General features: G+C 67.6%; 22 protein-coding genes and 2 pseudogenes. 11 read left to right on the top strand and 13 right to left on the bottom strand.

Translation table 11 applies throughout. From position 1 onward, the window contains the following. Nucleotides 1-6: 6 nt before the first annotated feature. From C1737_RS04745 to C1737_RS04715, 7 genes and pseudogenes are all read left to right on the top strand, one after another. Complete coding sequence (locus C1737_RS04745) at nt 7-1,047, top strand: virulence factor Mce family protein (RefSeq protein WP_068092341.1); 1,041 nt, start codon at nt 7-9, stop codon at nt 1,045-1,047. Further along, a pseudogene (locus C1737_RS04740) lies at nt 1,044-2,481 on the top strand (MCE family protein). The gene C1737_RS04745 and the pseudogene C1737_RS04740 overlap by 4 nt, the downstream one beginning before the upstream one ends. Beyond that, nucleotides 2,478-4,034, top strand: coding sequence for a virulence factor Mce family protein (locus C1737_RS04735; RefSeq protein WP_102417373.1), 1,557 nt, complete (start codon nt 2,478-2,480; stop codon nt 4,032-4,034). The pseudogene C1737_RS04740 and the gene C1737_RS04735 overlap by 4 nt, the downstream one beginning before the upstream one ends. Nucleotides 4,035-4,063: 29 nt before the next feature. Then, nucleotides 4,064-5,233, top strand: a complete 1,170-nt coding sequence (locus tag C1737_RS04730) for a virulence factor Mce family protein (protein ID WP_102417785.1) — start codon at nt 4,064-4,066, stop codon at nt 5,231-5,233. Next, the gene (locus tag C1737_RS04725; RefSeq protein WP_102417372.1) at nt 5,227-6,777 is read left to right on the top strand and encodes an MlaD family protein; all 1,551 of its coding nucleotides are present in this window, start codon (nt 5,227-5,229) and stop codon (nt 6,775-6,777) included. Before C1737_RS04730 ends, C1737_RS04725 begins: the two co-directional genes overlap by 7 nt. Before the next feature lie 125 nt (nt 6,778-6,902). Then, the gene (locus C1737_RS26815; RefSeq protein WP_199182780.1) at nt 6,903-7,316 is read left to right on the top strand and encodes a type II toxin-antitoxin system Phd/YefM family antitoxin; all 414 of its coding nucleotides are present in this window, start codon (nt 6,903-6,905) and stop codon (nt 7,314-7,316) included. Between the two features lie 63 nt (nt 7,317-7,379). Next, on the top strand, nt 7,380-8,228 hold the full coding sequence (locus tag C1737_RS04715) for a pyridoxamine 5'-phosphate oxidase family protein (protein ID WP_102417371.1): 849 nt from the start codon (nt 7,380-7,382) through the stop codon (nt 8,226-8,228). Here C1737_RS04715 and C1737_RS04710 read toward each other — a convergent pair. After that, nucleotides 8,225-8,869 (bottom strand): TetR/AcrR family transcriptional regulator, encoded by a 645-nt coding sequence (locus tag C1737_RS04710; RefSeq protein WP_067918019.1) that lies wholly within the window; start codon nt 8,867-8,869, stop codon nt 8,225-8,227. The genes C1737_RS04715 and C1737_RS04710 overlap by 4 nt on opposite strands. A gap of 97 nt (nt 8,870-8,966) precedes the next feature. Here C1737_RS04710 and C1737_RS04705 point away from each other — a divergent pair, with 97 nt between their 5' ends. From C1737_RS04705 to C1737_RS04695, 3 genes are read left to right on the top strand one after another with little or no spacing between them, the layout of a single operon-like run. After that, nucleotides 8,967-10,097 carry a VOC family protein gene (locus tag C1737_RS04705; protein ID WP_068096520.1) on the top strand — a complete coding sequence of 377 codons (1,131 nt, stop codon included), beginning with the start codon at nt 8,967-8,969 and terminating at the stop codon, nt 10,095-10,097. After that, nucleotides 10,094-11,032, top strand: coding sequence for a fumarylacetoacetate hydrolase family protein (locus C1737_RS04700; RefSeq protein WP_102417370.1), 939 nt, complete (start codon nt 10,094-10,096; stop codon nt 11,030-11,032). Before C1737_RS04705 ends, C1737_RS04700 begins: the two co-directional genes overlap by 4 nt. Next, the gene (locus C1737_RS04695; RefSeq protein WP_199182779.1) at nt 11,029-12,666 is read left to right on the top strand and encodes a bifunctional 3-(3-hydroxy-phenyl)propionate/3-hydroxycinnamic acid hydroxylase; all 1,638 of its coding nucleotides are present in this window, start codon (nt 11,029-11,031) and stop codon (nt 12,664-12,666) included. Before C1737_RS04700 ends, C1737_RS04695 begins: the two co-directional genes overlap by 4 nt. Here the strand turns inward: C1737_RS04695 and C1737_RS04690 are convergent. From C1737_RS04690 to C1737_RS04645, 10 genes are all read right to left on the bottom strand, one after another. Beyond that, a complete protein-coding gene (locus C1737_RS04690; protein ID WP_068096504.1) occupies nt 12,558-13,448 on the bottom strand; it encodes a universal stress protein in 891 nt (296 codons plus the stop codon). The two genes, C1737_RS04695 and C1737_RS04690, sit on opposite strands and share 109 nt — an antisense overlap. A 137-nt stretch (nt 13,449-13,585) precedes the next feature. Beyond that, the gene (locus C1737_RS04685; RefSeq protein WP_067916754.1) at nt 13,586-14,497 is read right to left on the bottom strand and encodes a formate/nitrite transporter family protein; all 912 of its coding nucleotides are present in this window, start codon (nt 14,495-14,497) and stop codon (nt 13,586-13,588) included. Beyond that, nucleotides 14,494-14,763 (bottom strand): hypothetical protein, encoded by a 270-nt coding sequence (locus C1737_RS04680; RefSeq protein WP_067916752.1) that lies wholly within the window; start codon nt 14,761-14,763, stop codon nt 14,494-14,496. Before C1737_RS04680 ends, C1737_RS04685 begins: the two co-directional genes overlap by 4 nt. Further along, nucleotides 14,760-15,380: an RNA polymerase sigma factor gene (locus tag C1737_RS04675; protein ID WP_102417368.1), complete on the bottom strand. Its 621-nt coding sequence runs from the start codon at nt 15,378-15,380 to the stop codon at nt 14,760-14,762. Before C1737_RS04675 ends, C1737_RS04680 begins: the two co-directional genes overlap by 4 nt. Nucleotides 15,381-15,390: 10 nt before the next feature. Beyond that, on the bottom strand, nt 15,391-16,458 hold the full coding sequence (locus C1737_RS04670) for an acyl-CoA dehydrogenase family protein (protein WP_067916748.1): 1,068 nt from the start codon (nt 16,456-16,458) through the stop codon (nt 15,391-15,393). Continuing rightward, entirely contained in the window at nt 16,455-16,931 is a 477-nt protein-coding gene (gene cynS / locus C1737_RS04665; RefSeq protein WP_102417367.1) for a cyanase, read from the bottom strand. Before cynS ends, C1737_RS04670 begins: the two co-directional genes overlap by 4 nt. 16 nt (nt 16,932-16,947) lie before the next feature. Beyond that, nucleotides 16,948-17,472 (bottom strand): OsmC family protein, encoded by a 525-nt coding sequence (locus C1737_RS04660; RefSeq protein WP_067916744.1) that lies wholly within the window; start codon nt 17,470-17,472, stop codon nt 16,948-16,950. Between the two features lie 161 nt (nt 17,473-17,633). Beyond that, nucleotides 17,634-18,923 carry an iron uptake transporter deferrochelatase/peroxidase subunit gene (gene efeB, locus C1737_RS04655; RefSeq protein ID WP_102417366.1) on the bottom strand — a complete coding sequence of 430 codons (1,290 nt, stop codon included), beginning with the start codon at nt 18,921-18,923 and terminating at the stop codon, nt 17,634-17,636. After that, on the bottom strand, nt 18,920-20,101 hold the full coding sequence (efeO, locus tag C1737_RS04650) for an iron uptake system protein EfeO (RefSeq protein WP_233214653.1): 1,182 nt from the start codon (nt 20,099-20,101) through the stop codon (nt 18,920-18,922). Before efeO ends, efeB begins: the two co-directional genes overlap by 4 nt. A 77-nt stretch (nt 20,102-20,178) precedes the next feature. Next, a complete protein-coding gene (locus C1737_RS04645; protein ID WP_102417365.1) occupies nt 20,179-21,015 on the bottom strand; it encodes a DUF3097 family protein in 837 nt (278 codons plus the stop codon). A gap of 220 nt (nt 21,016-21,235) precedes the next feature. Between C1737_RS04645 and C1737_RS04640 the strand changes: the two genes are divergently transcribed. Next, on the top strand, nt 21,236-21,523 hold the full coding sequence (locus C1737_RS04640) for a DUF3349 domain-containing protein (protein WP_067916738.1): 288 nt from the start codon (nt 21,236-21,238) through the stop codon (nt 21,521-21,523). Between the two features lie 24 nt (nt 21,524-21,547). Here the strand turns inward: C1737_RS04640 and C1737_RS04635 are convergent. Beyond that, nucleotides 21,548-22,487, bottom strand: a pseudogene (locus C1737_RS04635) (patatin-like phospholipase family protein). Nucleotides 22,488-22,499: 12 nt separating this feature from the next. Next, a complete protein-coding gene (locus C1737_RS04630; protein WP_067916733.1) occupies nt 22,500-23,570 on the bottom strand; it encodes an ABC transporter ATP-binding protein in 1,071 nt (356 codons plus the stop codon). Nucleotide 23,571: the final 1 nt, after the last annotated feature.

The raw sequence follows: 23,571 nt of genomic DNA, 5'->3' as shown, positions 1-23,571 counted from the left end.
GAATCCATGAAGATTACCGGCTCCGCCATCAAGCTCGGCATCGTCTCGCTGGTGCTGCTGCTGATCACCGTGTCGATCGTCGTGGTGTTCGCTCAGATGCGCTTCAACAGCACCAACAGCTATCACGCGGAATTCCGGAACGCCACCGGGCTGAAGAACGGCCAATTCGTCCGCGCCGCCGGGGTGGAGATCGGGAAGGTCAAAGCGGTGCGGCTGATCGAAGGGGGTCAGCGGGTCCGGGTGGACTTCGATGTCGACCGCTCCGTACCGCTCTACCAGTCGACGACCGCGCAGATCCGCTACCTCAACCTGTTCGCCGACCGCTACCTCGAGCTCAAGCGCGGCGACGGAGAGGGCGCTGACCGGATACTGCCGCCGGGCGGCTCCATCCCGCTGTCCCGAACGTCACCGGCGCTGGACCTCGACGCGCTGATCGGTGGCTTCAAGCCACTGTTCCGGGCGCTCGATCCCGAAAAGGTCAACACCATCGCGTCCGCCATCATCACCGTGTTTCAGGGTCAGGGCGGCACCATCAACGACATCCTCGACCAGACCGCGCAGCTGACCGCGCACATCGCTGAGCGCGACGAGGCGATCGGCGAGGTGGTCAAGAACCTGAACACCGTGCTGGACACCACCGTTCGGCATCGCAAGGAGTTCGACCAGACCGTCGACAACTTCGAGAGACTGATCACCGGGCTGCAAAACCACGCCGACCCGCTGGCCGCCGGCACCGCGAACATCAGCAACGCCGCCGGAACGGTGGCCGACCTCCTCGCCGACAACCGCGCTCTGCTGCACAAGGCGATCAACTACCTGCAGGCTCTTCAGCAACCGCTCGTCGACCAACGCGATCAGCTCGGCGACCTGATCCACAAGACCCCGACCGCGCTCAACCTCATCGGACGCAGCATCGGCCTCTACGGGGACTGGGTCAACTTCTACGTCTGCGACCTCACGATCAGGTGGAACGGACTGCAGCCCGGCGGCCCGGTCCGCTCGGTCCGCCTCTGGCAGCAGCCCACCGGCAGGTGCACGCCCCAATGAGAACGCTCACCGAATTCAACCGCCACCGGGTCGGCCTGATGGGCATCACCGTGCTCGTGCTCGTGGTCGCCGTCGGCCAAAGCTTCACCAGCATCCCGATGATGTTCGCCAGTCCCAGCTATTACGGACAATTCACCGACACCGGCCAACTCAACAAGGGCGACAAGGTCCGCATCTCCGGTGTGAATGTCGGCAAGGTCGAGGCGCTCGAGATCGACGGCGACCATGTCCGGATCAAATTCTCCGTCGGCGGCAACACCATCGGCACCGAGAGCCGGCTCGCGATCAAGACGGACACCATCCTCGGGAAGAAGGTGCTCGAGATCGAGCCGCGGGGAACCCGGACGTTGCGGCCCGGGGACGTGTTGCCACTGGGCCAGAGCACCACCCCCTATCAGCTCTACGACGCGAACTTCGACATCACCAAGGCCGCCACCGGCTGGGACATCGACACCGTCAAGCAGTCGCTGAACGTCTTGTCGCAGACCGTCAACCAGACCTACCCGCACCTGAGTGCCGCACTCGACGGCCTGACGAGATTCTCCGACACCATCGGTAAGCGCGACGAACAGATCAAGCACCTGCTCGCCCAGGCCCACCAGGTGGCCAGCGTGCTCGGTGACCGTAGCGAACAGATCAACCGGTTGTTGGTCAACACCAAGACGCTGCTGGCCGCGTTCAACGAACGTGGCCGCGCCATCGGCGCCCTGCTGCAGAACATCTCCGCGTTCTCGGCTGAGGTGCAGGGGTTCATCAACGACAATCCGAACCTCAATCCCGTGCTCGAGCAGTTGCGTGCCATCAGCGATGTGCTGGTGGCGCGCAAAGACGACCTGGCCCAGACCCTCACGTATGTCAGCCAATTCGCCGCCTCGCTAGGGGAATCCGTCGCGTCGGGACCGTACTTCAAGATCGTCCTGTCCAACCTGCTGCCGTATTGGATCTTGCAGCCGTTCGTCGACGCCGCCTTCAAGAAGCGCGGGATCGATCCGGAGGACTTCTGGCGCAGTGCCGGGCTCCCCGCGTTCCGCTGGCCCGACCCCAACGGCACCCGGTTCCCCAACGGGGCCCCGCCGCCCGCGCCGCCGGTGCTGGAAGGCACCCCGGATCATCCGGGACCGGCCGTCCCGCCCGGAACGGCGTGCTCGTACACCCCTCCGGCCGACGCGCTTCCGCGACCCGGGAATCCGCTGCCCTGCGCGGGTGTGGACGTTGGCCCCTTCGGCGGCAGTTTCCCCGCCCCGATCGACGTCGCGGCTTCGCCGCACCGAGAACCTGCAACCCGCCGGCCCCACCCCGCCGCCGTCGACCTTCGCGCCCGGCTTGCCCCCCGGGCCGCCGGCGCCGCCGGGACCCGGGCAGCAGTTGCCCGCACCGTTCATCAACCCGGGCGGCACGGGAGGCAGCGGCATCACGGGAGGTAGCCAGAATTGAGCAACGTCTTCCCCCTCCGCCACCTGCGGCCCCGGACGGTGATCGGGGCGCTGGTGGTGCTGCTGGCCGTGGTCGCCGGGTTCGTGGGCTTGCGGCTCTACCAGAGGTTGACCACCAACACCGTGGTCGCCTACCTCCCGACGGCGAACGCGCTCTATTCCGGGGACAAGGTCCAGATCATGGGCGTCCGGGTGGGTGCCGTCGACAAGATCGAACCGGCCGGCGACAAGATGAAGGTGACGTTTCACTACGAGAACAAGTACAAGGTGCCGGCCAACGCGTCCGCGGTGATCGTCAACCCCACCCTGGTCGCGTCGCGCAGCATTCAGCTGGAGCCCCCATATAAAGGTGGCCCGGTGATGGGCAACCACGCGGTGATCCCCATCGAGCGCACGCAGGTCCCGACCGAATGGGACGAACTGCGCGACAGCGTCGCCAACATCATCGCCAAACTCGGCCCGACACCCGAGCAACCCAAGGGTCCGTTCGGTGAGGCCATCGAGTCGTTCGCGGACGGTCTGGCCGGCAAGGGCAAGCAGATCAACACCACGCTGAACAGCCTGTCGCGGTCGTTGACCGCGCTGAACGAGGGCCGCGGCGACTTCTTCGCGGTGGTGCGCAGCCTGGCCCAGTTCGTCAACGCCCTGCACAAAGACGACCAGCAGTTCGTCGCGCTGAACAAGAACCTGGCCGAGTTCACCGACAAGTTGACCGGTTCGGACCGGGACCTCACGAATGCGCTTCAGCAGTTCGACAGCCTGCTGTCCACCCTGCGCCCATTCCTGGACAAGAACCGCGGGGTGCTCGCGCACGACGTCGACAACTTGTCCACTCTCACCACCACGCTGGTCCAACCCGATCCGCTGAACGGGTTGGAGACCGCCCTGCACGTCTTGCCGACGCTGGAGACGAACCTCAGCCAGATCTATCACCCGTCGCACGGCGCCGTCATGTCCATCCCGGCGATTCCCAACTTCGCGAACCCAATGCAGTTCGTCTGCAGCATGATTCAGGCCGGCAGCCGGCTGGGCTATCAGGATTCCGCCGAACTGTGCGCGCAATACCTGGCGCCGATCCTCGATGCCATCAAGTTCAACTACCTGCCGTTCGGACTGAATCTGTTCAGCACCGCCGAAGCGCTGCCCAAGGAAGTCGCCTATTCGGAGGACCGGCTGCACCCGCCGAACGGATACAAGGACACCACCGTGCCCGGTATCTGGGTGCCCGATACACCGTTCTCGCACCGCAACACTCAGCCCGGCTGGGTCGTCGCGCCGGGCATGCAAGGCACCCAGGTGGGGCCGGTTACCGGCGGCCTGATGACCCCGGAATCTCTGGCCGAACTGATGGGCGGCCCCGACGCCCCAGCCCCACCGCCGGGTTTGCAAACCCCGCCGGGACCGCCGAACGCCTACGACGAGAACCCGGTGGTGCCGCCGATCGGCCTGCGGGCGCCGCAGGTGCCGATCCCGCCACCGCCGCCGGGGCCGGGCGTAGTTCCGGGTCCGGTCCCGCCGACTCCGGCGGCCGCGTCGACGGGAGCGGGATCGTGAACCACCCGCGAAGCATGGCGATCCGGAACATGCTGCGCGCGTTCGGCTCTCGCACACGGCACCGGGCCTTCAAGGGGCTGGCCATATTGAGCGCCGCGGCGATGCTGGCGTCGTGCGCGAAGTGGCACGGAATCGCGAACGTGCCGATGCCGGGCGGCCCGGGCTCGGGGCCGGGGTCCTACACCGTCTACGTGCAGATGCCGGACACACTGGCGCTCAACGACAACAGCCGCGTGCGGGTGGCCGACGTCTTCGTCGGCACGGTACGCGCGATCCAACTGAAGAACTGGGTCGCGACGCTGACACTACGTCTGGGCAAGGACGTCAAGCTGCCCAGGAACGCAACCGCCAAGATCGGCCAGACCAGTCTCCTGGGTTCACAGCATGTCGAGCTGGCCGCACCGCCCAACCCGTCCCCGGAACCACTGCGGGACGGCGACACCATCCCGCTCAAAAATGCGTCCATGTATCCCACGACCGAGCAGACGCTGGCAAGTCTTGCCATCGTGCTCCGCGGCGGAGGCATCCCGAACCTCGAAGTGCTGCAGAACGAGGTCTACAACATCGTCAACGGCCGGGCGGACCAGATCCGCGCCTTCCTCGGCAAACTCGACACCTTCACCGCCCGACTCGACGAGCAACGCGCTGACATCACCCGAGCCATCAACTCCACCAACCGGCTGCTGGCCTACGTGGGTCCCCGTTCGGACGTCTTGGACCGTGTCCTCACCGAATTCCCGCCTTTGCTCAAGCATTTCGCCGACAAACAGAACCTTTTGATCAACGCGGTGGACGCGACGGGACGGCTCAGCCAACTCGCCGACCAATACCTGTCGGGCGCGCGCGGCGACATCCACCAGGACCTGTTGTCGCTGCAGTGCCCGTTGCGGGAACTCGGCCGTGCGGCGCCATATCTGATTCGCGCCCTCAAGCTGATCCTCGTCCGCCCGTTCGACATCGACGCCGTGCCCAAGGCGTTCCGCGGCGACTACTTCAACCTGTCGCTCACGCTGGACCTGACCATGAGCGCCGTCGACAACGCGGTCCTCACCGGGACCGGGTTCTCCGGAGCGCTGCGCGCACTCGAGCAATCGTGGGGCCGCGACCCCGAGACGATGATCCCCGACGTCCGCTACACGCCGAACCCCAATGACGTCCCCGGCGGGCCGCTGGTCGAGAGGGCGGACCGGCAATGCTGACCCGATTCATCAAACGCCAGCTGGTCATGTTCGCCGTCCTGACTGCGATCACGGCGGTCGCGCTGGGCTGGTATTACCTGCAGATTCCCAGCGCGGTCGGGATCGGCCAGTACACGCTGAAAGCGGAGCTGCCCGCGTCGGGCGGTCTCTACAAGACCTCGAACGTGACCTATCGCGGTGAAACCATCGGCACGGTCACCGCCGTCGAGCCGACCAAGACCGGCGCGCGGGTGACCATGAGCATCGCCGACCGCTACAAGATCCCGATTGACGCGTCGGCGAACGTGCATTCGGTGTCGGCGGTCGGTGAGCAGTACCTGGACCTGGTGTCGACGGGCAACCCCGGCCAGTACTTCTCGCCCGGACAGACCATCACCAAGGGCACGGTGCCCACCGAGATCGGGCCGGCGCTGGATGCCGCCAACCGCGGGCTCGCGGTGCTGCCCAAGGACAAGATCGCCTCGCTGCTCGACGAAACAGCCCAAGCGGTCGGCGGATTGGGCCCCGCGCTGCAGCGGCTGGTGCACGCGACGCAGGCGATCGCCGGTGACTTCAAGACCAACATCGCCGACGTCAACGACATCATCCAAAACTCCGGGCCGATCATCGACAGCCAGGTCAACTCCGGTGACTCGATCGAGCGCTGGTCGCACAACCTGAGCATCCTGGCCGCGCAGAGCGCGCAGAGCGATCAGCATGTGCAGAGCATCCTGACCCAAGGGGCGCCGACCGCCGATCAGGTCAACGAGGTGTTCAGCGACGTCCGTGACTCGCTGCCGCAGACGCTGGCGAATCTCGAGATCGTGCTGGACATGCTCAAGCGCTACCACAAGGGCGTCGAGCAGCTGTTGGTGGCCTACCCGCAGGGCGCCTCGGAAGGACAGACGGTCACGACGGCCTTCCCGGGCTACGCGTCGCTCGGCACCTCGCTGACGATCAACCAGCCCCCGCCGTGCCTGACCGGCTTTCTCCCGGCAGAGCAGTGGCGGTCTCCGGCGGATACCAGCCTGGCGCCGATGCCGTCCGGGACGTATTGCAAGATCCCGCAGGACACTCCGGCCAATGCCGTGCGCGGCGCACGCAACCTGCCCTGTGTGGATGTCCCCGGCAAACGCGCCGCGACGCCACGAGAGTGCCGCGACCCCAAACCCTATGTGCCGCTGGGCACCAACCCCTGGTATGGCGACCCCAACCAGATCCTGACCTGCCCGGCGCCCGCCGCGCGCTGCGACCAGCCGGTGAAGCCCGGCCAGGTCATCCCCGCGCCATCGGTCGACAACGGCATGAACCCGGCGCCCTCGGACAGGGTCTCGGGGACACCGCCGCCCGTCAGCGACGCATTGCAGCGGCCGGGGTCGGGCACCGTCGAATGCAATGGGCAGCAACCGAATCCGTGCGTATACACCCCCAGCGGCCCTCCCCCGGCCGTCTATCTTCCCCAGAGCGGTGAGCTGGTGGGGCCCGACGGCGTCAAGTACGCAGTTGAGAATTCGAGTAAGACAGGAGACGACGGATGGAAGGACATGCTGGCACCGCGCGGCTGACTCGAGCGGGCTCCGTCGGTTCAACATCGCCGCGGCCGGCCGGTGCATGCCGCGTTCGGCGTGAGATGCGGGAAACCATTGGCCTAGGCCAACTTCGGAGTGACGCGTGCACGTATCTCGAGCGGGTGGCCACCGGCGAGACCATCGACATCGTCCGTCGCGGCAAGCTCGTGGGCCGCATCGTGCCCGTCGGTGACTGGAGGGTCGCTCCTATCCCGGCGCGATCCGCCGAGCCCGCGGCATCGGACACCGGTGGTTGGGTCGGCCTCGACGAACTGCGAACACGTGCCGGGCGGTGCTTCGACCGGGTCGCGGCCGGGGAGGCCCTCAGCGTGGTTCGCGGCGGTCGATTACTGGCGCAGATCGTGCCCGCCGGTGACGCGGAGCCGGCCCCGATCCCCGCCGAAGCCAGCGGCGGGATCGAGCTCGACGAACTACGGAAGCGCGCGGGGCGATATTTCGACGAGGTCGCGGCCGGCCAGACGATCGAGGTCATCCGCGGCGGCAAGTTGGTCGCCCGCATCGTGTCGGTCGCCTAGGCGGATCGCCCAGCTCCGACCGCACCGCGGAAGCTTTGCCCCGGCACCGTTGTTACGCCTCGCGTGACCGCGACGGGATTCCACGAGGGCGAGACCGCAACACAGCGCCGAGCGGGGGTCGAAGCCGAGGCCAAGCGGCTTGAGGGCATGCTCGACGGTACGGGCCTGTCGCCCGGCGCCGCACGATTTCTGGCGTCACAGCGGTTCGCCGCGCTGACCGGACGAGACCGCGACGGGGTCCTGTGGATCTCGCCGCTGGCCGCGCCGCCGGGCTTTCTCCGCGGACAAGACGACGTCTTGCACGTGTCGACCTTCCCCCGCGACGGCGATCCGCTGCACGAGATCCCGAGCGGTCAACAGGTCGGCCTCATCGCGATCGACTTCGCCACCCGGCGCAGGCTGCGGGTCAACGGCGACCTCGTCAGTGCCGACCACCGGGGCATGACCGTCCGCGTCGACCAGTCATACGGCAACTGCCCCAAGTACATCCACCGCCACCCGATCGAGGTCGCCACCCTTGCCGCCCCTCGGTCGCAACAAGCCGGGCGCGCAACGCTTCTGGACCCGTCCGCTCAAGCGATGATTGCCACGTCGGACACGTTCTTCCTGGGCACCACCCATCCCAGCCGCGGCAGCGATGCGTCACACCGCGGAGGCCCACCCGGATTCGTCCGGGTCGACTCCCCGGCCCGACTGTGGTGGCCGGATTTCCCGGGGAACAACATGTTCAACAGTTACGGCAACCTCGCCGTCGACGACGAAGCCGCTTTGCTGTTCGTCGACTTCGCTACCGGCGCCGTTCTGCACGTCAACGGCACCGCTCAGGTGCGGTGGACCGCCCCCGACGCGGCCGGCGACGATGGGGCCGTCGGTCGCAACGTCGCATTCTCGGTGGCCGCCGTCGCCCGCTAGTCCGCGTCGAGTCCGTCGTCGGGCAGCGGGCGTCGGCAGATCGCGCGCGCCTCGGCGGCGCTGAGGCCGAACAGCCGCAGAACGTTCTCGGTGACGAGGTCCGCGGCGCGCGCGTCGTCACGATCGGGATCCTCACGCAACAGATTGCCCAGGCCGAGCAGCGCACCGCCGGCCATGGCGAGGGCCAGCTCGGGATCCTCGATGTCGAACCGCCCGGCGGCCACCCCGGCCTTGATATCGCGGAGGGCGCGCGGCGCCAGACCCCGTTGCGACGACAACAACTCCAGCCCATTGGCCAACAGAATCCGGCTCTCCTGCGGTCGGCGGCGAAACAGCCGACCGGTCAGCCGGAAACTGGTGGCGAACGTCTCGGCCGGGTCCTCGATGGACTCCGTGAGCCGGTCCAGCATCGACCCGTAAGCGTCGAGCACGTCGGCGACGGCCGCCTCGAACAGCTGCTCCTTGCTGTCGAAGTGGTTGTAGAAGGATCCCATTCCGACGTCGGCCGCCTGGGTGATCTCCAGGACGGGCACGTTGACCTTGCCCTCGGCAATCAGTTGCTGCGCGGCCTTGACCAGCGCCGCCCGGGTCCGCCACTTGCGCCGCTCCAGCCGATTGGCCGGCTCCACCATCGCGCTCATTCACAGCAGTATGCCTCAGTGATGACGATTCCGTCAGGGTCTTGACTGAACGTTCTCTCGTATGTGACGATTTCGTCAGTTACTCGATGGAGTGGTGATGCATCTGACGAAGAGCGCCCGTGCGCAGGCGCACAGCGAACAGGGTCCGCGACGCGGCGAACACCCCGGGCGTGCCCGCAACCCGGTGATCAAAGTCGCCGACATCGCGTGGCTGGAGTTCGAGCGACTCGACCTGACGCGGGCAGACGCGTTCGCGCGGGCGTTCGGCTTCCACACGGCGCAGCACCGCCCCAACGAACTGCAGCTGCGCGGCACCCGGGAAGGCGCGCCGTGCGTCATCCTGCGCCACGGCCCGAGCAACCGCTTCACGGGTGCGGCTTTCCGGGCGTGCGACGAGGCCGACGTGCTCCGGCTGGCGGACAGCTTCGGCGCGCCCGTCGAACCGTTACCGGAGACCATCGGTGGGTTGTCGGTCACGTTGATCGACCCCAGCGGCATGCCGGTCCGGGTGGTCGCCGGCGTACACGAACTCCCGGAGCTGCCGGGCCAACACGTCCACCAGTTCAATTTCGGACGCGAGGTCCGGCGCATCAACGCCGGCCAGCGGCCCCCTCGGGCGCCCGCGCAGGTGCAGCGCCTGGGCCATCTGGTGGTGCAGTCGACCAAGTACGTCGAGACGCTGAACTGGTACCTGGACAACCTGGGCATGATCGTCAGCGACTTTCTCTACTTTCCCGGGCAGCGCGACCGAGGGCCGACGATGAGTTTCATCCGGTGCGACCGCGGGTCGACACCGGCCGATCACCACACCCTGGCGATGGCCCTTGGCCCGGCTAACCGCTACGTCCATTCGGCATATCAGGTCAGCGATCTCGACGCGCTCGCCGCCGGCGGTGAATACCTTGGCGCCCAGGGATTTTCCCGGTCCTGGGGGATCGGCAGGCACATCCAGGGCAGTCAGATCTTCGACTACTGGCGCGATCCCGACGGCTATTTATTCGAGCACTTCACCGATGGCGACCTGTTCGATAACACGCTGGACCCCGGCTGGGCGCCCTTCACCGCGTCCGGTTTGGCCCAATGGGGACCGCCGGCAACCAGAGACTTCCTCGGCACCGATCCGAAATCGGCCCGCCGGGAAGTGGTTTCGATGATCACCGCGCTCCGAGCGCAAAACGAGTTCGATGTCAACCGCCTGATCGGCCTACTGAAAGTTCCCACGTCATGACCCTTTCCGTGCTGCACACCCACGACGCATGGTGGCTCAAGACCGCCCGCGGCGCGGCGAAGATCGACACCACCGCAACAACCACCGCCGCGCTGCTGGCCGACCGCAGTGCCATCGAGAACGCGGCCGCCAGCGCCGTTACCGTGCCCGTCGATACCCTGAAGTTGGTGTCGCCGGTGACCCGGCCCTGCCGGGTGATCGCCCAGATGACCAACTACGAATCGCACGTCAAAGACGCGGGCATGGACCCGGCGTCGATCCCGCTGACCTTTTTCCGCAAGGCGTCGGCCTCCATCAACGGGCCTTTCGCCGACATCGTCAAACCCCCGCACGTCCGGCTGCTGGACTACGAGGTGGAGGTCGGGCTGGTGATCGGCCGCGGGGTCCCGGTCGGCACCGCCATCTCCGAGGAAAACCTGAGCGATTTCCTCGCCGGCCTGGTCGTCACCAACGACGTCTCCGCGCGTGACATCCAGCTCCCGCAAACCCAGTTCTACGAGGCGAAGTCGTACCCGACCTTCACACCGGTCGGGCCGGAACTCGTCCTGCTCACCGCCGACGAGTTCAAGCGCTTCGGTGATTTGCGACTGCGCCTGAGCGTCAATGGCCAGGAACGCCAGAACTCACTCGTCGAGGGCGACATGCTCTACCGGCCCCTGCAGGCGCTGCAGTCGCTCACCCAGTTCCAGGAGCTCGCCCCGGGCGACCTGGTGCTCACCGGCACGCCGGCCGGCACCGCGCTGAGCGCCCCACCGAGGCCCGTGCAGGTCATCGGAAACCTGTTGCCGCCGGCGCTGAAATGGAAGATGTTCTTCTCGCGCCAGGCCGCCAACCGCAACTACTTGCGTGACGGTGACGTCGTCGAAGCGTCCGTGGCGACCGACGACGGGGCCATCGACCTCGGAACGCAGCGCACCACCGTCCGATTCGCGTGACAACTCCGCCCACCCGGCGGGTCCCCGTCGTCATCGTCGGCGCCGGACCGACCGGCGTCACCGCGGCCACGCTGCTGGCGCAGTACGGCGTGGACTGCCTGGTGCTCGACCGCTGGCCCGGCCTGTATCCCCAGCCCCGCGCGGTGCACCTGGACGACGAGATCTATCGCATCATCGCCCGCCTCGGGCTGGCCGACGAATTCGCCGCGATATCGCGGCCTACGCTGGGCCTGCGGTTGGTGGACAGCCGGTTTCGGACGCTCGCCGAGTTCGACCGCGACCCCGGGCACAATGTGCACGGCTTCCCGCCGGCCAACATGTTCGACCAGCCGGAATTGGAGGCCCTGCTGCGGGCCAACCTCGAGCGCCACCCGCGCGCCGAGCTCCGGGGGAACGCCGAAGTCACCGACGTCGTGACGGACGGGACATGCATTCGGGTTACGTTCGCCGACCGCTCCGACGGCGGGCTCCACCGGGTCGACGCCGACTACCTGCTGGGCTGCGACGGCGCCAACAGCATGGTGCGCGCGGGCATCGGTTCGACCATGCGGGACTTGAACTTTCAGCAGCGCTGGCTGGTGGTCGACGTCGCCAGCGACGCCGATCTGGGCCAGTGGGACGGGGTGCACCAGTTGTGCGACCCGAATCGCGCGGGGACCTACATGCGCATCGGGCCGGCCCGCTACCGGTGGGAGTTCCGGTTGCTGGACGGCGAGACCGCGGACGATTTCGGCACCCTGGACCGATTGCGCCCGTTGATCAAGCCGTGGACCAGCGCCGTGCCCGCCGGCGAGCTGACTCTGGTGCGCGTCGCCGAATACACATTCCGCGCACAGATCGCCGACCGCTGGCGCCGCGGAAACGTGTTCATCCTCGGCGACGCGGCGCACCTCACTCCCCCGTTCATCGGCCAGGGCATGGGAGCGGGTTTGCGCGATGCTGCCAACCTGGCCTGGAAGATCGCCGGGGTCCACCACGGCACGCTGGCGCCGAGCGTCCTCGAAACCTATGAGCGGGAACGCAAACCGCATACCCGATCCATGATTCGGCTGGCGCTGGCGGTCGGTTGGGCGATGACCGGCGGGGGCCGCCTGGGCAATGCAGCCCGCCGGGCTGTGTTGCCGCGGCTGCGGCTCATCCCCGGCCTGCGCGACAAGGTGGTGGACTCGACAACGCCGGCGCTGCACCGTTCCGCCTTGGTAGACACATCCCGGAAACCGCGCCGGCTTGCCGGCACGCTCTGCCCGAATGCGCCGCTGGGCCAAGGTCACCGGCTGGACGACGCGCTTGGCACCGGTTTCGCATTGATCAGCACCGTTCGCCCCGCTGCCGCCGACGAGGCGGCGCTGCGGCGGCGCAACGTCACTGTGCTGGTCGCCGAACCCGGCAGCCCGCTGGCGGCATGGCTACACCGTGGCCATGCCACCGCTGCGGTGGTGCGCCCCGACCGGACCGTGGCGCGCGCCGGACGCGACGTCGCCGCCCTTTGCGCGTGGACGGCGACGGTCGTCTCGCCCGGCGTAGATCAGGCGGACGCCGGTGGCCGCGCGACGATCACCGGTATCCGAACCGAGTGCAGGACCGCGTTGCTGACCGATCCCAACAGCACACCGGTCAGACCGCCGCGCCCGTGACTACCGACGACCAGAAGCTGTGCGGTCTCGGACTTTTCGGCGAGCTGCCGGGCCGGTTGATCCCGCACGACCAATCGCTGCACCGCCACGTCGGGGTAGCGTTCCTGCCAGCCCGCCAGGTTCTCGGCCAGGCTGCGGTGCGCCTCGGATTCCAGGGATGACCAATCCGCTTCCGGGAGGTCGGTGATCGCGATGTCGCTCCAGGCGTGCAGTGCCGTCAGGCCGACACCGCGCCGGGAGGCTTCGTCGAACGCGACTCCGATCGCGAGCTCGGAAGCCGGTGAGCCGTCGACCCCGACCAGTACCGGCGCGTCTTGCGCCGCCGGTTGACCGTCTGCATGGACGACGGCGACCGGGCAATGCGCGTGCCGCACGACCGTCGAACTGACCGAACCCAGCACGCCCCGGGCCAGCAATCCCCGTCCGGCGGTGCCCACGACGATCATCTCAGCCTCGTCGGACATCTTGATCAGGGCCAGCGCCGGGCTGGAGTACACGAGTTCCCGGTTGATCGTGACGTGTCCGTCCGCCGGAAGTGTCTCCTCGGCGAGCTTGATCGCGTGCATGATCGCCTTTTTGCCCTCGTCTTCCAGCCGCACCGCCAGAGAGTCGGGGTATGGGACCGGCGGCCAGGTGGCGGTGGGTGTCGTCACCGCGTGGACGACGGTCAGTGGAACATTACGCAGTGAAGCTTCGTGGGCGGCCCAGGTCGCGGCGGCGTTCGACGCCGACGAGCCGTCCACCGCGACGACGATGCCGCGGTGCTGGTCAGGTGTTGACATTTCGTTCTCCCTCCATCACCAGCGACGTTATAAACCCGCGGGCGTCCCGGTCGTGAGGCTTAAGTCCCTAACCAACGGGACGGAGGGCTGTTAGCGCCACCCGTTAAGGCGGCCGTAACGCCATGGTCAGGCGCCGGCTAGCTGCGTTGCCGCTGCAACTGCGCGATGACCCAGAACGGCAGCGCCACGAACAGCGTGCCGCCGACCAGGTTGCCCACGGTGGTGATGCCCAGGTTGGTGAGCAGGCCGTGTGGACCGAAGCCCCAACCGATGCCGGCTCGCGGCGCGGCGGGGTGAAACAGGTTGAGCAGCAGAGGAAGGCCGAGGAAGCCAACGTTGGCGATCACGTGCTGGGTGCCGCCGATCACGAATGCGAACGGCCCATAGAACGCGAACGTCATGCGGGCGACGTCGCTGCGGGCCTTGAAGAACATGCACATCGAGGTTTGCAGGAACCAGGTGCACACCACGGCCAGCAGCAGCGCCGTCCAGAAGGGCTGGCCGGCCTTCTGCGCGCCGACCGCGGCCGCCCGCTCGGCGAAGGCGCCCAGGTAGGGTCCTCCCGCGGCGCCACAGACGGTGACGAACGCCAGCGCCCCCAGGACGTTGCCGAGCAGGCCGACGATCACCAGAAAGGCGTAACCGCCGACGCTCATGGTGCGGTTGAGGACAGCCAGGAAACCGGCGGCCATGTCGGCGGTGATCAGCGACATCCCGGAGACCAGGATCAGGACGAAGGACATGCCGAACGCCAGGCCCATCAACAGGCTCGCAACGCCCGGGATCTTGACCCCGGTGCTCACCATCAACGCCAGCAGCGCGCCGAACGCTACCATCGCCCCGCCGACCAGGGAGCGCACCAGGAACGCCCACGGGTGCGTCGCCTTCTCGACGGCCATGGCGGCCACGCGGTCCACCATGGCGCCCACGCTGAGCGGCTCGAACGGGTCGCCGGCCGCGACCTCCGTCGTCCCCCCGGAGGCAAAGGGGGCGAAGGCGTTTGGCGGCACTTCGTCTTCCCACTGGGGCGCTTGCGCATTGATGGTCATCGGTGTTCGCCTTTCCGTAATGCGTTGAGCGCGTTGATGACCCCGCTGACATGCTCTTCGCTGAGCGTCTCGCCCTCGAAGACGTGGGCGAGCAGGATCTTCAGGTCGAGCATCTGCTGCAGGTAGATCAGGCACGGGGGGCATTCGTCGAGGTGCTTGGCGACGATCGGGCCCCATTGCCGGGGATCGGAGTCGACGAGTTCGTCGACGAGGTGGACGAACTCGACGCAGTCGATGGCGGGGACGGTGTTGTCGTGGACGGTCATCGGCGATACCGCTCTTCCAATTCGTTGCGCAGATTGCCGCGGGCGCGGTAGAGCAGCGCGCGTTGCCCTTCAGCGGTGAGTTCGAGCAGCTCGGCCGCCTCCTCCGCGGAGGCGCCGACGATGTCCCGCAGGATGACCAGTTGCCGTTGCCGAGCCGGCAGCGCGTCCAGCGCCGCACGTACCTGCCCGACGAGCTCGTTCTCGACGGTGTGGTCCGCGGGCAGGAAGCGCCGTGACGGCGGGAGGTTCCAGTGTCCGGCGTCAGGATGGCCGGCGGGATGCATGCGGCCCGCCAGCGGGTCGACATCCTCCGCGGACAGCACCTCGTGGTCGCGGATGCGGGATTCGCGGCGCCGGTGCCGCGATGCGGTGTTCTTGACGATCGCGAACAGCCACGTCGCGACCGAGGAACGGCCCTCGAACGACTCCGCGGACTGCAGGATCTGCACCCAGGCCTCCTGCACCGCCTCTTCGGCCACCGTGGGCGAATCCACCATGGTGCGGGCGAAATTGACCATCGGCCGGTGAAAGTCGCGCACCAGTTTCGCAAGCGGGACGCCGCCGACGACGCGTTCGGATTCGGTGCCCCCCGGCGGCACCGCCACCGGGGTCACCATGGTCTCGCACTCAAGCGCATGCCGCCAGTTCCCAGCGCAGCTGGCCTTCGGACGGGGACTGAACCGGGATGAACGCCGCCTCCCGGTAGCGGCGGCTCGCCGATGTCCTGCTCGCATACCCCTTGCCGCCGGCGGTACGGACCTCGAGATCCGCACTGGCGCTGGCGAGTTCGGCTGCGGCAAGCCGCAGCGACAACAGCTCCCGCTTGGTGGGCGGCTCGTCCCCGCCCACGGCGGCGGCCAGATCCGCCACTGCCGCCTCCGCACCGGCGAGCTTCTCCTCGACCTGGTCGACCTGGGCGCTGAAGACCGAGTTCACCCCGCTGAGGGCGTTCCTGGCCTGCCCCACCGCGGTTCTGGTCAACCCCAGGCACATGGCCGACTGCAGGACGAGGAACGTCGGACGGACCGCCCGCAGGAAGCCGTCGAAGTCGCTCGCCAACACCTGCTCCGAGGGGACATAGGCGTCCGCCAGCTTCAGGTACGACGAGGCGGTGCTACCCATTGCCAGCAGGTCGAAATGATCACCGACCGCAACGCCGGGTGTGTTCAGCGGCAGGGCCACGATCAGCCGCTCGCCTGCGTCGGTGCGCACCGCGGTCACCATCGTCGAGTCCGGATAGAGGTTGCTCGCCCACCTGATCGATCCGGACACCACGTAGCCCCCGTCGGCCGGCGCGGCCGTCAACTCCAAACTTCCGCAGCCCGCCGCCTCCTTGAACGCCGAAGCCATGCCGGTCACCCCAAGCGTGGTTCCGGCAAGCAGCGGCTGGGCCGCCGCGGCGCTGAAAGGTGTTGCCGCGGTGAGCAGATACTCCACCGCCATCCGATGGGCCCAGAGTGAGAAGCCGGTGCTCATGCATTCTCCGGAGATCGAGCGGATCACCTCGACCATGTCGGGCAGCCTGCCGTCGGCGTTGCCGGGAGCGCCGACCCCGAGCAGACCGGCCGCACCCAAGGCGGTGAAGCTGCGGCGGGCCTGGTGCTCGCCGCGGTCCAGCGCCCCGGCGTGGGCCCGGATGTCTTCCAGCAGTTCGACATCCAACCGGCTGGCCGCCGGGTCCATCGTCGCCGTCATCTCGATACCTCCTGGGCCGAATGCTTCCACGCATAGTCGAGGAATTTGCCGTCGAAAGTGACGACCACTCTGTCGCCTTCGGGGTGCGGCCGCCGCCGCACGCTCATCTGGAAGTTGATGGCGCTCATGATGCCGTCACCGAACTCTTCACCGATGAGTTCCTTGATCGCCGGGCCGTAGACGGCCAGCGCCTCGTGGAACCGGTAGATCGTGGGATCTGTTGTCATGGTCGCATCGGAACCCCGGTACGGCATCATTTGCAGGACCGCCACCGCCTCGTCGTCGAGGCCGAGAAGCGATGCGACCGTTGCCGCGTCACCGGCGGGGAGCGGATGCTGCCCGAGGAGCGCCGCGACGGTCCATACCGGGTCCTTGCCGATCGATTCGGCGATTTTCGCCCAGCTCAGCCCTCGCTTGACGCGGGCCAACCTGATCTCCTGGCCGAGATCGGTCTTCGTCAAAGTGGTTGCCATCGACCGTTGTCCGTGCCTATCCGGTGAACAGGGTGGAGTCGACGCTCACCGGGTTGCGGAAGGTGTTCACCACCGGTGACCAGGCGATCGCGTTGTCGTGGATCTCCTTGAGTGTCGCGTCGTCGGCGTCTCCGGCCAGCGTCACCCGGCAGCGAACCGCGCTGAAGCCGAGGCGCTTTCCCTCGGGAGTGTCACCCACCCCCCACACCGCGGAGATGTCGATGTCGCCTTCCATCTCGACCTCGATCTTGGTCAGCGTCACACCGCGGTGCGTCGCGTTCGCCAGCAGGCCCACCGAGACGCAGGAACCCAGCGCGGCCAGGGCGGTTTCGGAAGGGTTGGGTGCGGAGTCGTCGCCGAGCAGCGCGGGCGGCTCGCCCACCAGCATCGGCGCCAGGTCGCGGACGTAGGTCATGTTGCGGAACCCGGTCTCGCACACCGTCTTGGCCTTCAGGGTTTTTTTCCCCGTCTCCGGGTTCGCCCTGGCGTTACACGACAGCTTGTCGAGGCCTTCGGCGTCGATGACGAGCGCGTCGGTCATGTGACTTCCTCCGTTTCGCTGATTCTGCGGCTTCACGGAGTTAGTGCTCTGCGGCGGCCGATGTGTGACGGTGGACCCGATTGGTTTACGCGGGCGACACGAAACATCACACAGCCGAAACGTGGCGCCGTCCAACGCCGGGCCCCGCCACGGAGGTTTGCTCAGCCGAAAAGGCCTTGTCCGATGTAGTGGCCTTCCGCGGGCGCGGGAGGCACCGCGAAGATTGCCGAGCCGATGTGGCGGATGTACTCGTTGAGCAGGTCGTGGGCGCCCAGCCGGTTCTGCAGGCGAATAAAATCTTGCGGATCTTTTTGATACGAGATGAACAGCAGGCCGGCGTCGAGTTGGCCGTTGGCGTCGAGGCCGTCGGTGTAGTTGTAGGAGCGCCGCCGGATCATGATGCCGTCATTGTTTTCCCGGGCGGCCAGGGCGACGTGGGACATCGGGTCGATGAGCGGATGCCCGTCGGCCCCCCTGGCGGCGAAGTCGGGCGCGTCGAATTCGTCCATGCCGCTCAGCGGCGCTCCCTCCTCCTTGGTGCGGCCGAAGATCCGCTGCTGATTGCCGATGCGGTCGACATCCCAAGTTTCGAGCAGCATCCGGACCTTCCGCACCACTTGATACGTCCCGCCGTTCATCCACGGCTGGTCGTTGTCGTGCACCCAGACGAAGCGGTCGTACTCGGCGTCCGTGGCGATGTTGCGGGTCCCGTCCTTGAATCCCAGCAGATTTCGCGGGGTACGCTGGCCGGGACCGGCCGATGCTCGGCCGAATCCCAGCACAGACCAGGACGGTGCGACGAGGTTGCGGCCCAGCCGGGCCAGGTTGCGCACGGCGTGATAGCAGACCTGGGGGTCGTCGGCGCAGGCTTGCACGGACAGGTCGCCGCCGCGCAGCCGAGGGTCCAGGTTGTCGCCGTTGAGCGGGGGCAGGTCGGTGAAGACCGCGGGCCGCCGCGCGGCGAGCCCGAACCGATCGCCGAACAGCGACGGCCCCAATCCGATGGTGACGGTGAGACTGGCCGGGCTCAGGCCGTAGGCTTCCCCGGTGTCGGCCGGTGGCTGGACCTCCACCCGCGGCTCGATGGCGCCGACCGGCTTGCCCGCCTGCAGGATCGCGGCCGCGGCGGACCAGCGCGCGAGGAGGGTCTGCACCTCGGTGCGCCCGGCGCCGGCGGACAGCGAGAAGGACATGAACATGGCGTAACGCTGTGGGGGCGTGGCGATTCCGCCCTGATGCGGCTGACCGTAGAAGGGGTAGCTACGCCGCAGGTCGACATTGTCGTCCCCGCCGCCCGAGCCGTCGCCGGGGCGTCCGGCCGCCGTCGCGTAGCCCGCAAGGCCACCGACCGCGGTGCCGGTAAGCCCGGCCAGCGCGGCGCCGCCGAGCACGCGCCGGCGCGAAACCGATGCGGCTTCTTCGGGTTCGGCGATGTCGTCGGTCACGGTCAGCCCGCGGCGACGACTTTCTGGGCGACCGCGGACAGGCTTTGGTGCAGCGGCTGGATGACCGCGGTCAACTTCGGCGCGTCGGTCGCCTTCAGCGCGGCGGTGTACGTCCGGAACCCGCCCAGCGCGGCGGGCTCACGGTATCCGGCCAAAGTGGCCAGCACCGTGCGGAATTGCTGATCGATCCGGCCGACCAGATCGCCGTCGATCTTCTCCAGGCCCGGCCTCAGCGAGGCGTATGCCTGCTGGGCGCCCTCCACATTGCCGGAAAAGTCCACCAAGTCCAGGTGGCTGAACGCCTCCTCCTCGCCGGTGATCTTGGTGTTCTGGATCTCTTCGATCAGGTCGCTGGCACCGTTGGCCAGGTCCTCGGGCTGATACTGCAGGAGCGCGACCACGGCGTTCAACTTGGCGACGTTGCCCAGCAATTCGGTGCTGAGATTCATCGTGGCGGGGGTGATCACCCCGCCCTGCCACAGGTCACGTTCGATGGCGTGGAAACCCTTCCAGCCGACTTTCGCATCGACGGGGGTGGACTCGCGCATATCGATCAGATAGTCGAATTTCCCGGCATTGTCGCCGGCCGGGAAGCCCAACACGATGAATCCGCCCACCGCTGACTCCGAACGCTCCCAGAAGAGCCGGGCTTTGGCGTAAGCGGCCTTCGCGGCGTCGACGTTGCCCGACTGCACGGCGGCGTCGAGCGCCTTGACCCCGTCGCCGAGCTCACCGATCTGCCTGATGATGTATGCCGCGTAGTCCTTGGTGCCCTGGCTGAGGATGCCCGCCGCGGCGCCGGCCGGCCTCGCTGCCGCCCGGCCCGTCACCGTCAAGGTCTGGTGTTCGCGGCTGGCGCCGGGGCAATACAGTTCGTACGCACCACCGTCGAGGGTGACGGTGAACGACACCGGGTCCAGTCCGGGAGCGAGGTCCTCCTTCTCGCCGACGATCCGCTGGTCGCTGAGCAATTCGACCTCACTGATCCCCGGCGCGTTCGTGTTGGCGACCGTGAACGTCACCGGGCCTGCGGACACGGTGGTGTTGTCCAGCGCGCACACCTCCTTGCCGCCGACGCTGGCCATGGTGACCTTCACCGCGTTGACGCGGCCGGATTTCCCGCCTTCCGGGCGCGCCGCGTTACCACTCGGATGACTGCAGGCGGTCACACAACACGCCACCATCAGGGCCAATGCTGTTGCGGGGAAACAACACTGGTGATACCAGGGCCGGGATCCCGGCACGGTGCGATCCGGCGGCGTCACGGGGACGGCTGCGTGACGAAATCGATGAGTTCCTCGACGCGACTGATCAGCGCGGGTTCCAGGTCATTCCAGTCGCGCACGCGGGACCGGATGTGCCGCCAGGCCCTGGCGATGTCGGCCTGGTTGGCGTGGGGCAACCCGAGCGCCCGGCATGCGCCGTGCTTCCACTCGATGTGCCGCGGCACGTCCGGCCAGCCGGCCAAGCCGAGCCGCTGGGGTTTCACAGCCTGCCAGATGTCGACGTAGGGATGACCGACCACCAGGGTGTCGCTACCCCCGGGTCCGCGACGCACCGCGTCGGCGATCCTCGCCTCCTTCGAACCCGTGACGAGGTGATCGACGAGCACACCGAGCCGACGCCCCGGAGCGGGCGCGAACTCGGCCACGATGCCCACCAGGTCGTCCACACCGCCGAGGTGCTCGACGACGACCCCCTCGATCCGCAGGTCCTCTCCCCACACCTGGGCGATGAGTTCGGCGTCGTGGCGACCCTCCACATAGATCCGGCTGGCACGGGCTACCCGCGCGCGGGCGCCCGGCACGGCCACCGACCCGGAAGCCGTCCTCGCGGCGGCGACGGGCGCCGCACGGCGCGGCGCCGTCAGGATCACCGGGCGGCCCTCCAGCAAATATCCTGGGCCCAAGGGGAAGCCGCGCACGTGCCCGTGCCGGTCCTCGAGATCGACCCGACCGTACTCGACTCGTACCACCGCACCGACGTATCCGGTTTGCACGTCTTCGACCACCAGTCCCGGTTCGGCGGGGTGCTCGGTCGAGCGGGGCTTGCGCCGGCCCGCGGCGGCAAGGACGTCGGTTCCATAGCGATCAGCCACCCGGCAATACTAGGAACCCTTGCGGCCAAACGGCGTTACGGCACGCCCGCTCGAGGAGCATCGTGACCGAGATCGCCCGGGCCGCCGAAGCAATACCGGCGCGTAAAAAGTGCGTTTTAACTGTGTGGCGTTACACAGCTGATGACGTTGCCGGTGTTACGTTGCTAGTCATAAGATCTGCCGCTCGTTCTTCAATCGCGGCGGTGAGCGAGGTGGGAGTATGGACCTGGCACTGTGGGTGTCGAGCATTGTGGCTTTCGTGCGGGCCGGCTACCCCGCCGGCATGCCCACGACCGGATACTCGCCCGTGGCCGCCTTGGCTCGCCGACGGCTGTGCGATGACGAGATCAAGGCCATCGCAACCAAACTCATGAGGCGCCAATTCTGGCCGATCAACCCGGTTGACATCGGCGTCGAAATCACCCGGGTCACGAACCAATTGCCCTTGCCGGCCGACGTCGAGCGGGTCGAGCATCGTCTGCACGAGATCCGCTGCGCGCGGGGATAGTCGTCACCACCGAATCGGACTCTGCTAGGGCGCGCCTTTCTCCGGGCCGCCGCATGCGGCCAGGTAGTCCGGGTAGCTCCAGGTCCGCAGAAACTGTTGGCCCGCCTGCAATCCTCGTTGATACAGGGCGTCGCGTTGCTCGGCGGTGATGTCGAAGTCGATGGGGCTGACCTCGTCGGCGGGAACAAAGATGGTGCGCCGTACGGTGCACGGATCGTCGATGTATGCGTTGTCCTGGTTGCTCACCAGTGTCTCGATCGCGGCGATTCATGCCGGGGCGCGCGGACAGCCGGATGCCGAAGGTCGGCCAGCGGGGCTGCGCGTCCGGGCGATCGAACAACTCCACCGGGAAATCGGATAGTAGGCCGCCGTCGACCCAGGTGGCGCCGCCCACCCGGACGGGCTCGAACACATACGGAATCGCCGACGAGGCGTGCACGGCGCGGGCCACCGGAAAGTCGTCGGGGTCGATGCCGTAGGAGCCGAGGTCCCACGGGATGCGCACCAGCCGGCGCCGGGACAGGTCGCTGGCCGTGACGACCAGCGACCAGGCGAACTGGTCCGGCTCCTCGCCCGTGCGCAGGTCGCCGAACGTCCGCACGCCCAAGTCCGCGAGCAGGCCGGCCAGCAGGCGTTCCAAGTAGGCGCCACGGTAGACACCGTCGGACACCAGCAGCGACAATGCCCCACCGATCAGAGGCACCTCGCCGATCACGCTGCGATCCAGGAACTTCCGGTAGTCGATGGTCCGCATGATCTCCGCGAGCCGGCTCAGCGGCTCGCCCGCAGCCTGTAGCGCGGCCACCAGCGACGCGACGACCGAGCCCGCGCTGCTACCCGCAACCCGCGGAAACCGGTAGCCGGCCTCGCAGAGCGCATCGACCGCGCCGACCAGCCCGATACCCCGGACGCCGCCGCCTTCACACACCAGATCGGCGTGAGATCTGCTCACGGCCGCCTCCATCGCCTCACCCCCTCAACAGATTCGCCGGCCGTCCACACCGAAGAAGTGCAGGTGCCCCGGCTCCGGGTGCAGGCGCACCCGGCTGCCCTTCTCCGGAGGCCGACGCCCGTCGGCACGCGCGACGACGGGCTGATCGATAACCTTGCCGGAGCCCGTGATTCGGCCGTAGAGGTAGGCGTCCGCCCCGAGCTCCTCGACCACATCGACCTCCATCTCGACACCCTGGCCGCCCAGTTCGAAATGCTCGGGGCGGACGCCGACGACCACCTCGCTCGCGGTGGCGACGAGCTGCCCGGGTAGCGGGATGGGCCAATCCCCCAGCGACACTGCGGAATCGACGATCGGCAGGGTGAACAGGTTCATCGCCGGCGACCCGATGAAACCCGCGACGAAGACGTTGACCGGGTTGCGGTACAGCTCGCGCGGCGCGGCGAACTGTTGCAGCACGCCGTCGCGCAGGACCGCGACCCGGTCGCCCATGGTCATCGCCTCGACCTGATCGTGGGTGACGTAGACGGTGGTGGTGCCGAGGCGCCGTTGCAGTGCGGCGATCTGGTTGCGAGTTTGCACGCGCAGTTTGGCATCGAGGTTGGACAGCGGTTCGTCCATCAGGAAGACCTGCGGGCGGCGCACGATCGCGCGTCCCATCGCCACCCGTTGGCGTTGCCCGCCGGAGAGGTCCTTGGGCTTGCGGTCCAGATATGGCTGCAGGTCAAGCAGTTTCGCCGCGTCTAGGACACGCTCCCGGATCTCGGCCTTCGGTGTCTTGGCGATCTTCAGGGCGAAGCCCATGTTCTGCGCGACCGTCATGTGTGGGTAGAGCGCATAGTTCTGGAACACCATCGCGACGTCGCGGTCCTTGGGGTCGACGGTGGTGACGTCGCGGTCCCCGATCCGGATGCGCCCCGAATCCAGCGTCTCGAGCCCCGCGACCATTCGCAGCGAGGTGGTCTTGCCGCACCCCGAGGGACCGACCAGAACGACGAACTCGCCGTCTCCGACCTCCAGATCGAGGCTGTCCAGGGCCGGGCGATCAGCTCCGGCGTAGCGGCGGGTCGCCTGCTCGAAAGTTACCGAGGCCATG

Origin of the sequence: Mycobacterium sp. 4858 (assembly GCF_900240975.1) — a bacterium.
Lineage (GTDB): Bacteria > Actinomycetota > Actinomycetes > Mycobacteriales > Mycobacteriaceae > Mycobacterium.
Note: the sequence above shows the minus strand (reverse complement) of the source record. Positions and strands in the feature narration are given on the sequence as shown.

Coding starts and splice junctions, on each gene's coding strand:
- C1737_RS04680 (WP_067916752.1), bottom strand. CDS start 14,763: ATGACCGTCCACGACAACACCGTCCCCGCCATCGACTGCGTCGAGTTC.
- C1737_RS04660 (WP_067916744.1), bottom strand. CDS start 17,472: ATGACCGACGCGCTCGTCATCGACGCCGAAGGCCTCGACAAGCTGTCG.
- C1737_RS04745 (WP_068092341.1), top strand. CDS start 7: ATGAAGATTACCGGCTCCGCCATCAAGCTCGGCATCGTCTCGCTGGTG.
- C1737_RS04710 (WP_067918019.1), bottom strand. CDS start 8,869: ATGAGCGCGATGGTGGAGCCGGCCAATCGGCTGGAGCGGCGCAAGTGG.
- C1737_RS04705 (WP_068096520.1), top strand. CDS start 8,967: ATGCATCTGACGAAGAGCGCCCGTGCGCAGGCGCACAGCGAACAGGGT.
- C1737_RS04730 (WP_102417785.1), top strand. CDS start 4,064: ATGCTGCGCGCGTTCGGCTCTCGCACACGGCACCGGGCCTTCAAGGGG.
- C1737_RS04690 (WP_068096504.1), bottom strand. CDS start 13,448: ATGTCAACACCTGACCAGCACCGCGGCATCGTCGTCGCGGTGGACGGC.
- C1737_RS04685 (WP_067916754.1), bottom strand. CDS start 14,497: ATGACCATCAATGCGCAAGCGCCCCAGTGGGAAGACGAAGTGCCGCCA.
- C1737_RS04640 (WP_067916738.1), top strand. CDS start 21,236: ATGGACCTGGCACTGTGGGTGTCGAGCATTGTGGCTTTCGTGCGGGCC.
- efeO (WP_233214653.1), bottom strand. CDS start 20,101: ATGGTGGCGTGTTGTGTGACCGCCTGCAGTCATCCGAGTGGTAACGCG.
- C1737_RS04675 (WP_102417368.1), bottom strand. CDS start 15,380: ATGGTGACCCCGGTGGCGGTGCCGCCGGGGGGCACCGAATCCGAACGC.
- C1737_RS04700 (WP_102417370.1), top strand. CDS start 10,094: ATGACCCTTTCCGTGCTGCACACCCACGACGCATGGTGGCTCAAGACC.
- C1737_RS04670 (WP_067916748.1), bottom strand. CDS start 16,458: ATGACGGCGACGATGGACCCGGCGGCCAGCCGGTTGGATGTCGAACTG.
- C1737_RS04725 (WP_102417372.1), top strand. CDS start 5,227: ATGCTGACCCGATTCATCAAACGCCAGCTGGTCATGTTCGCCGTCCTG.
- C1737_RS04630 (WP_067916733.1), bottom strand. CDS start 23,570: ATGGCCTCGGTAACTTTCGAGCAGGCGACCCGCCGCTACGCCGGAGCT.
- cynS (WP_102417367.1), bottom strand. CDS start 16,931: ATGGCAACCACTTTGACGAAGACCGATCTCGGCCAGGAGATCAGGTTG.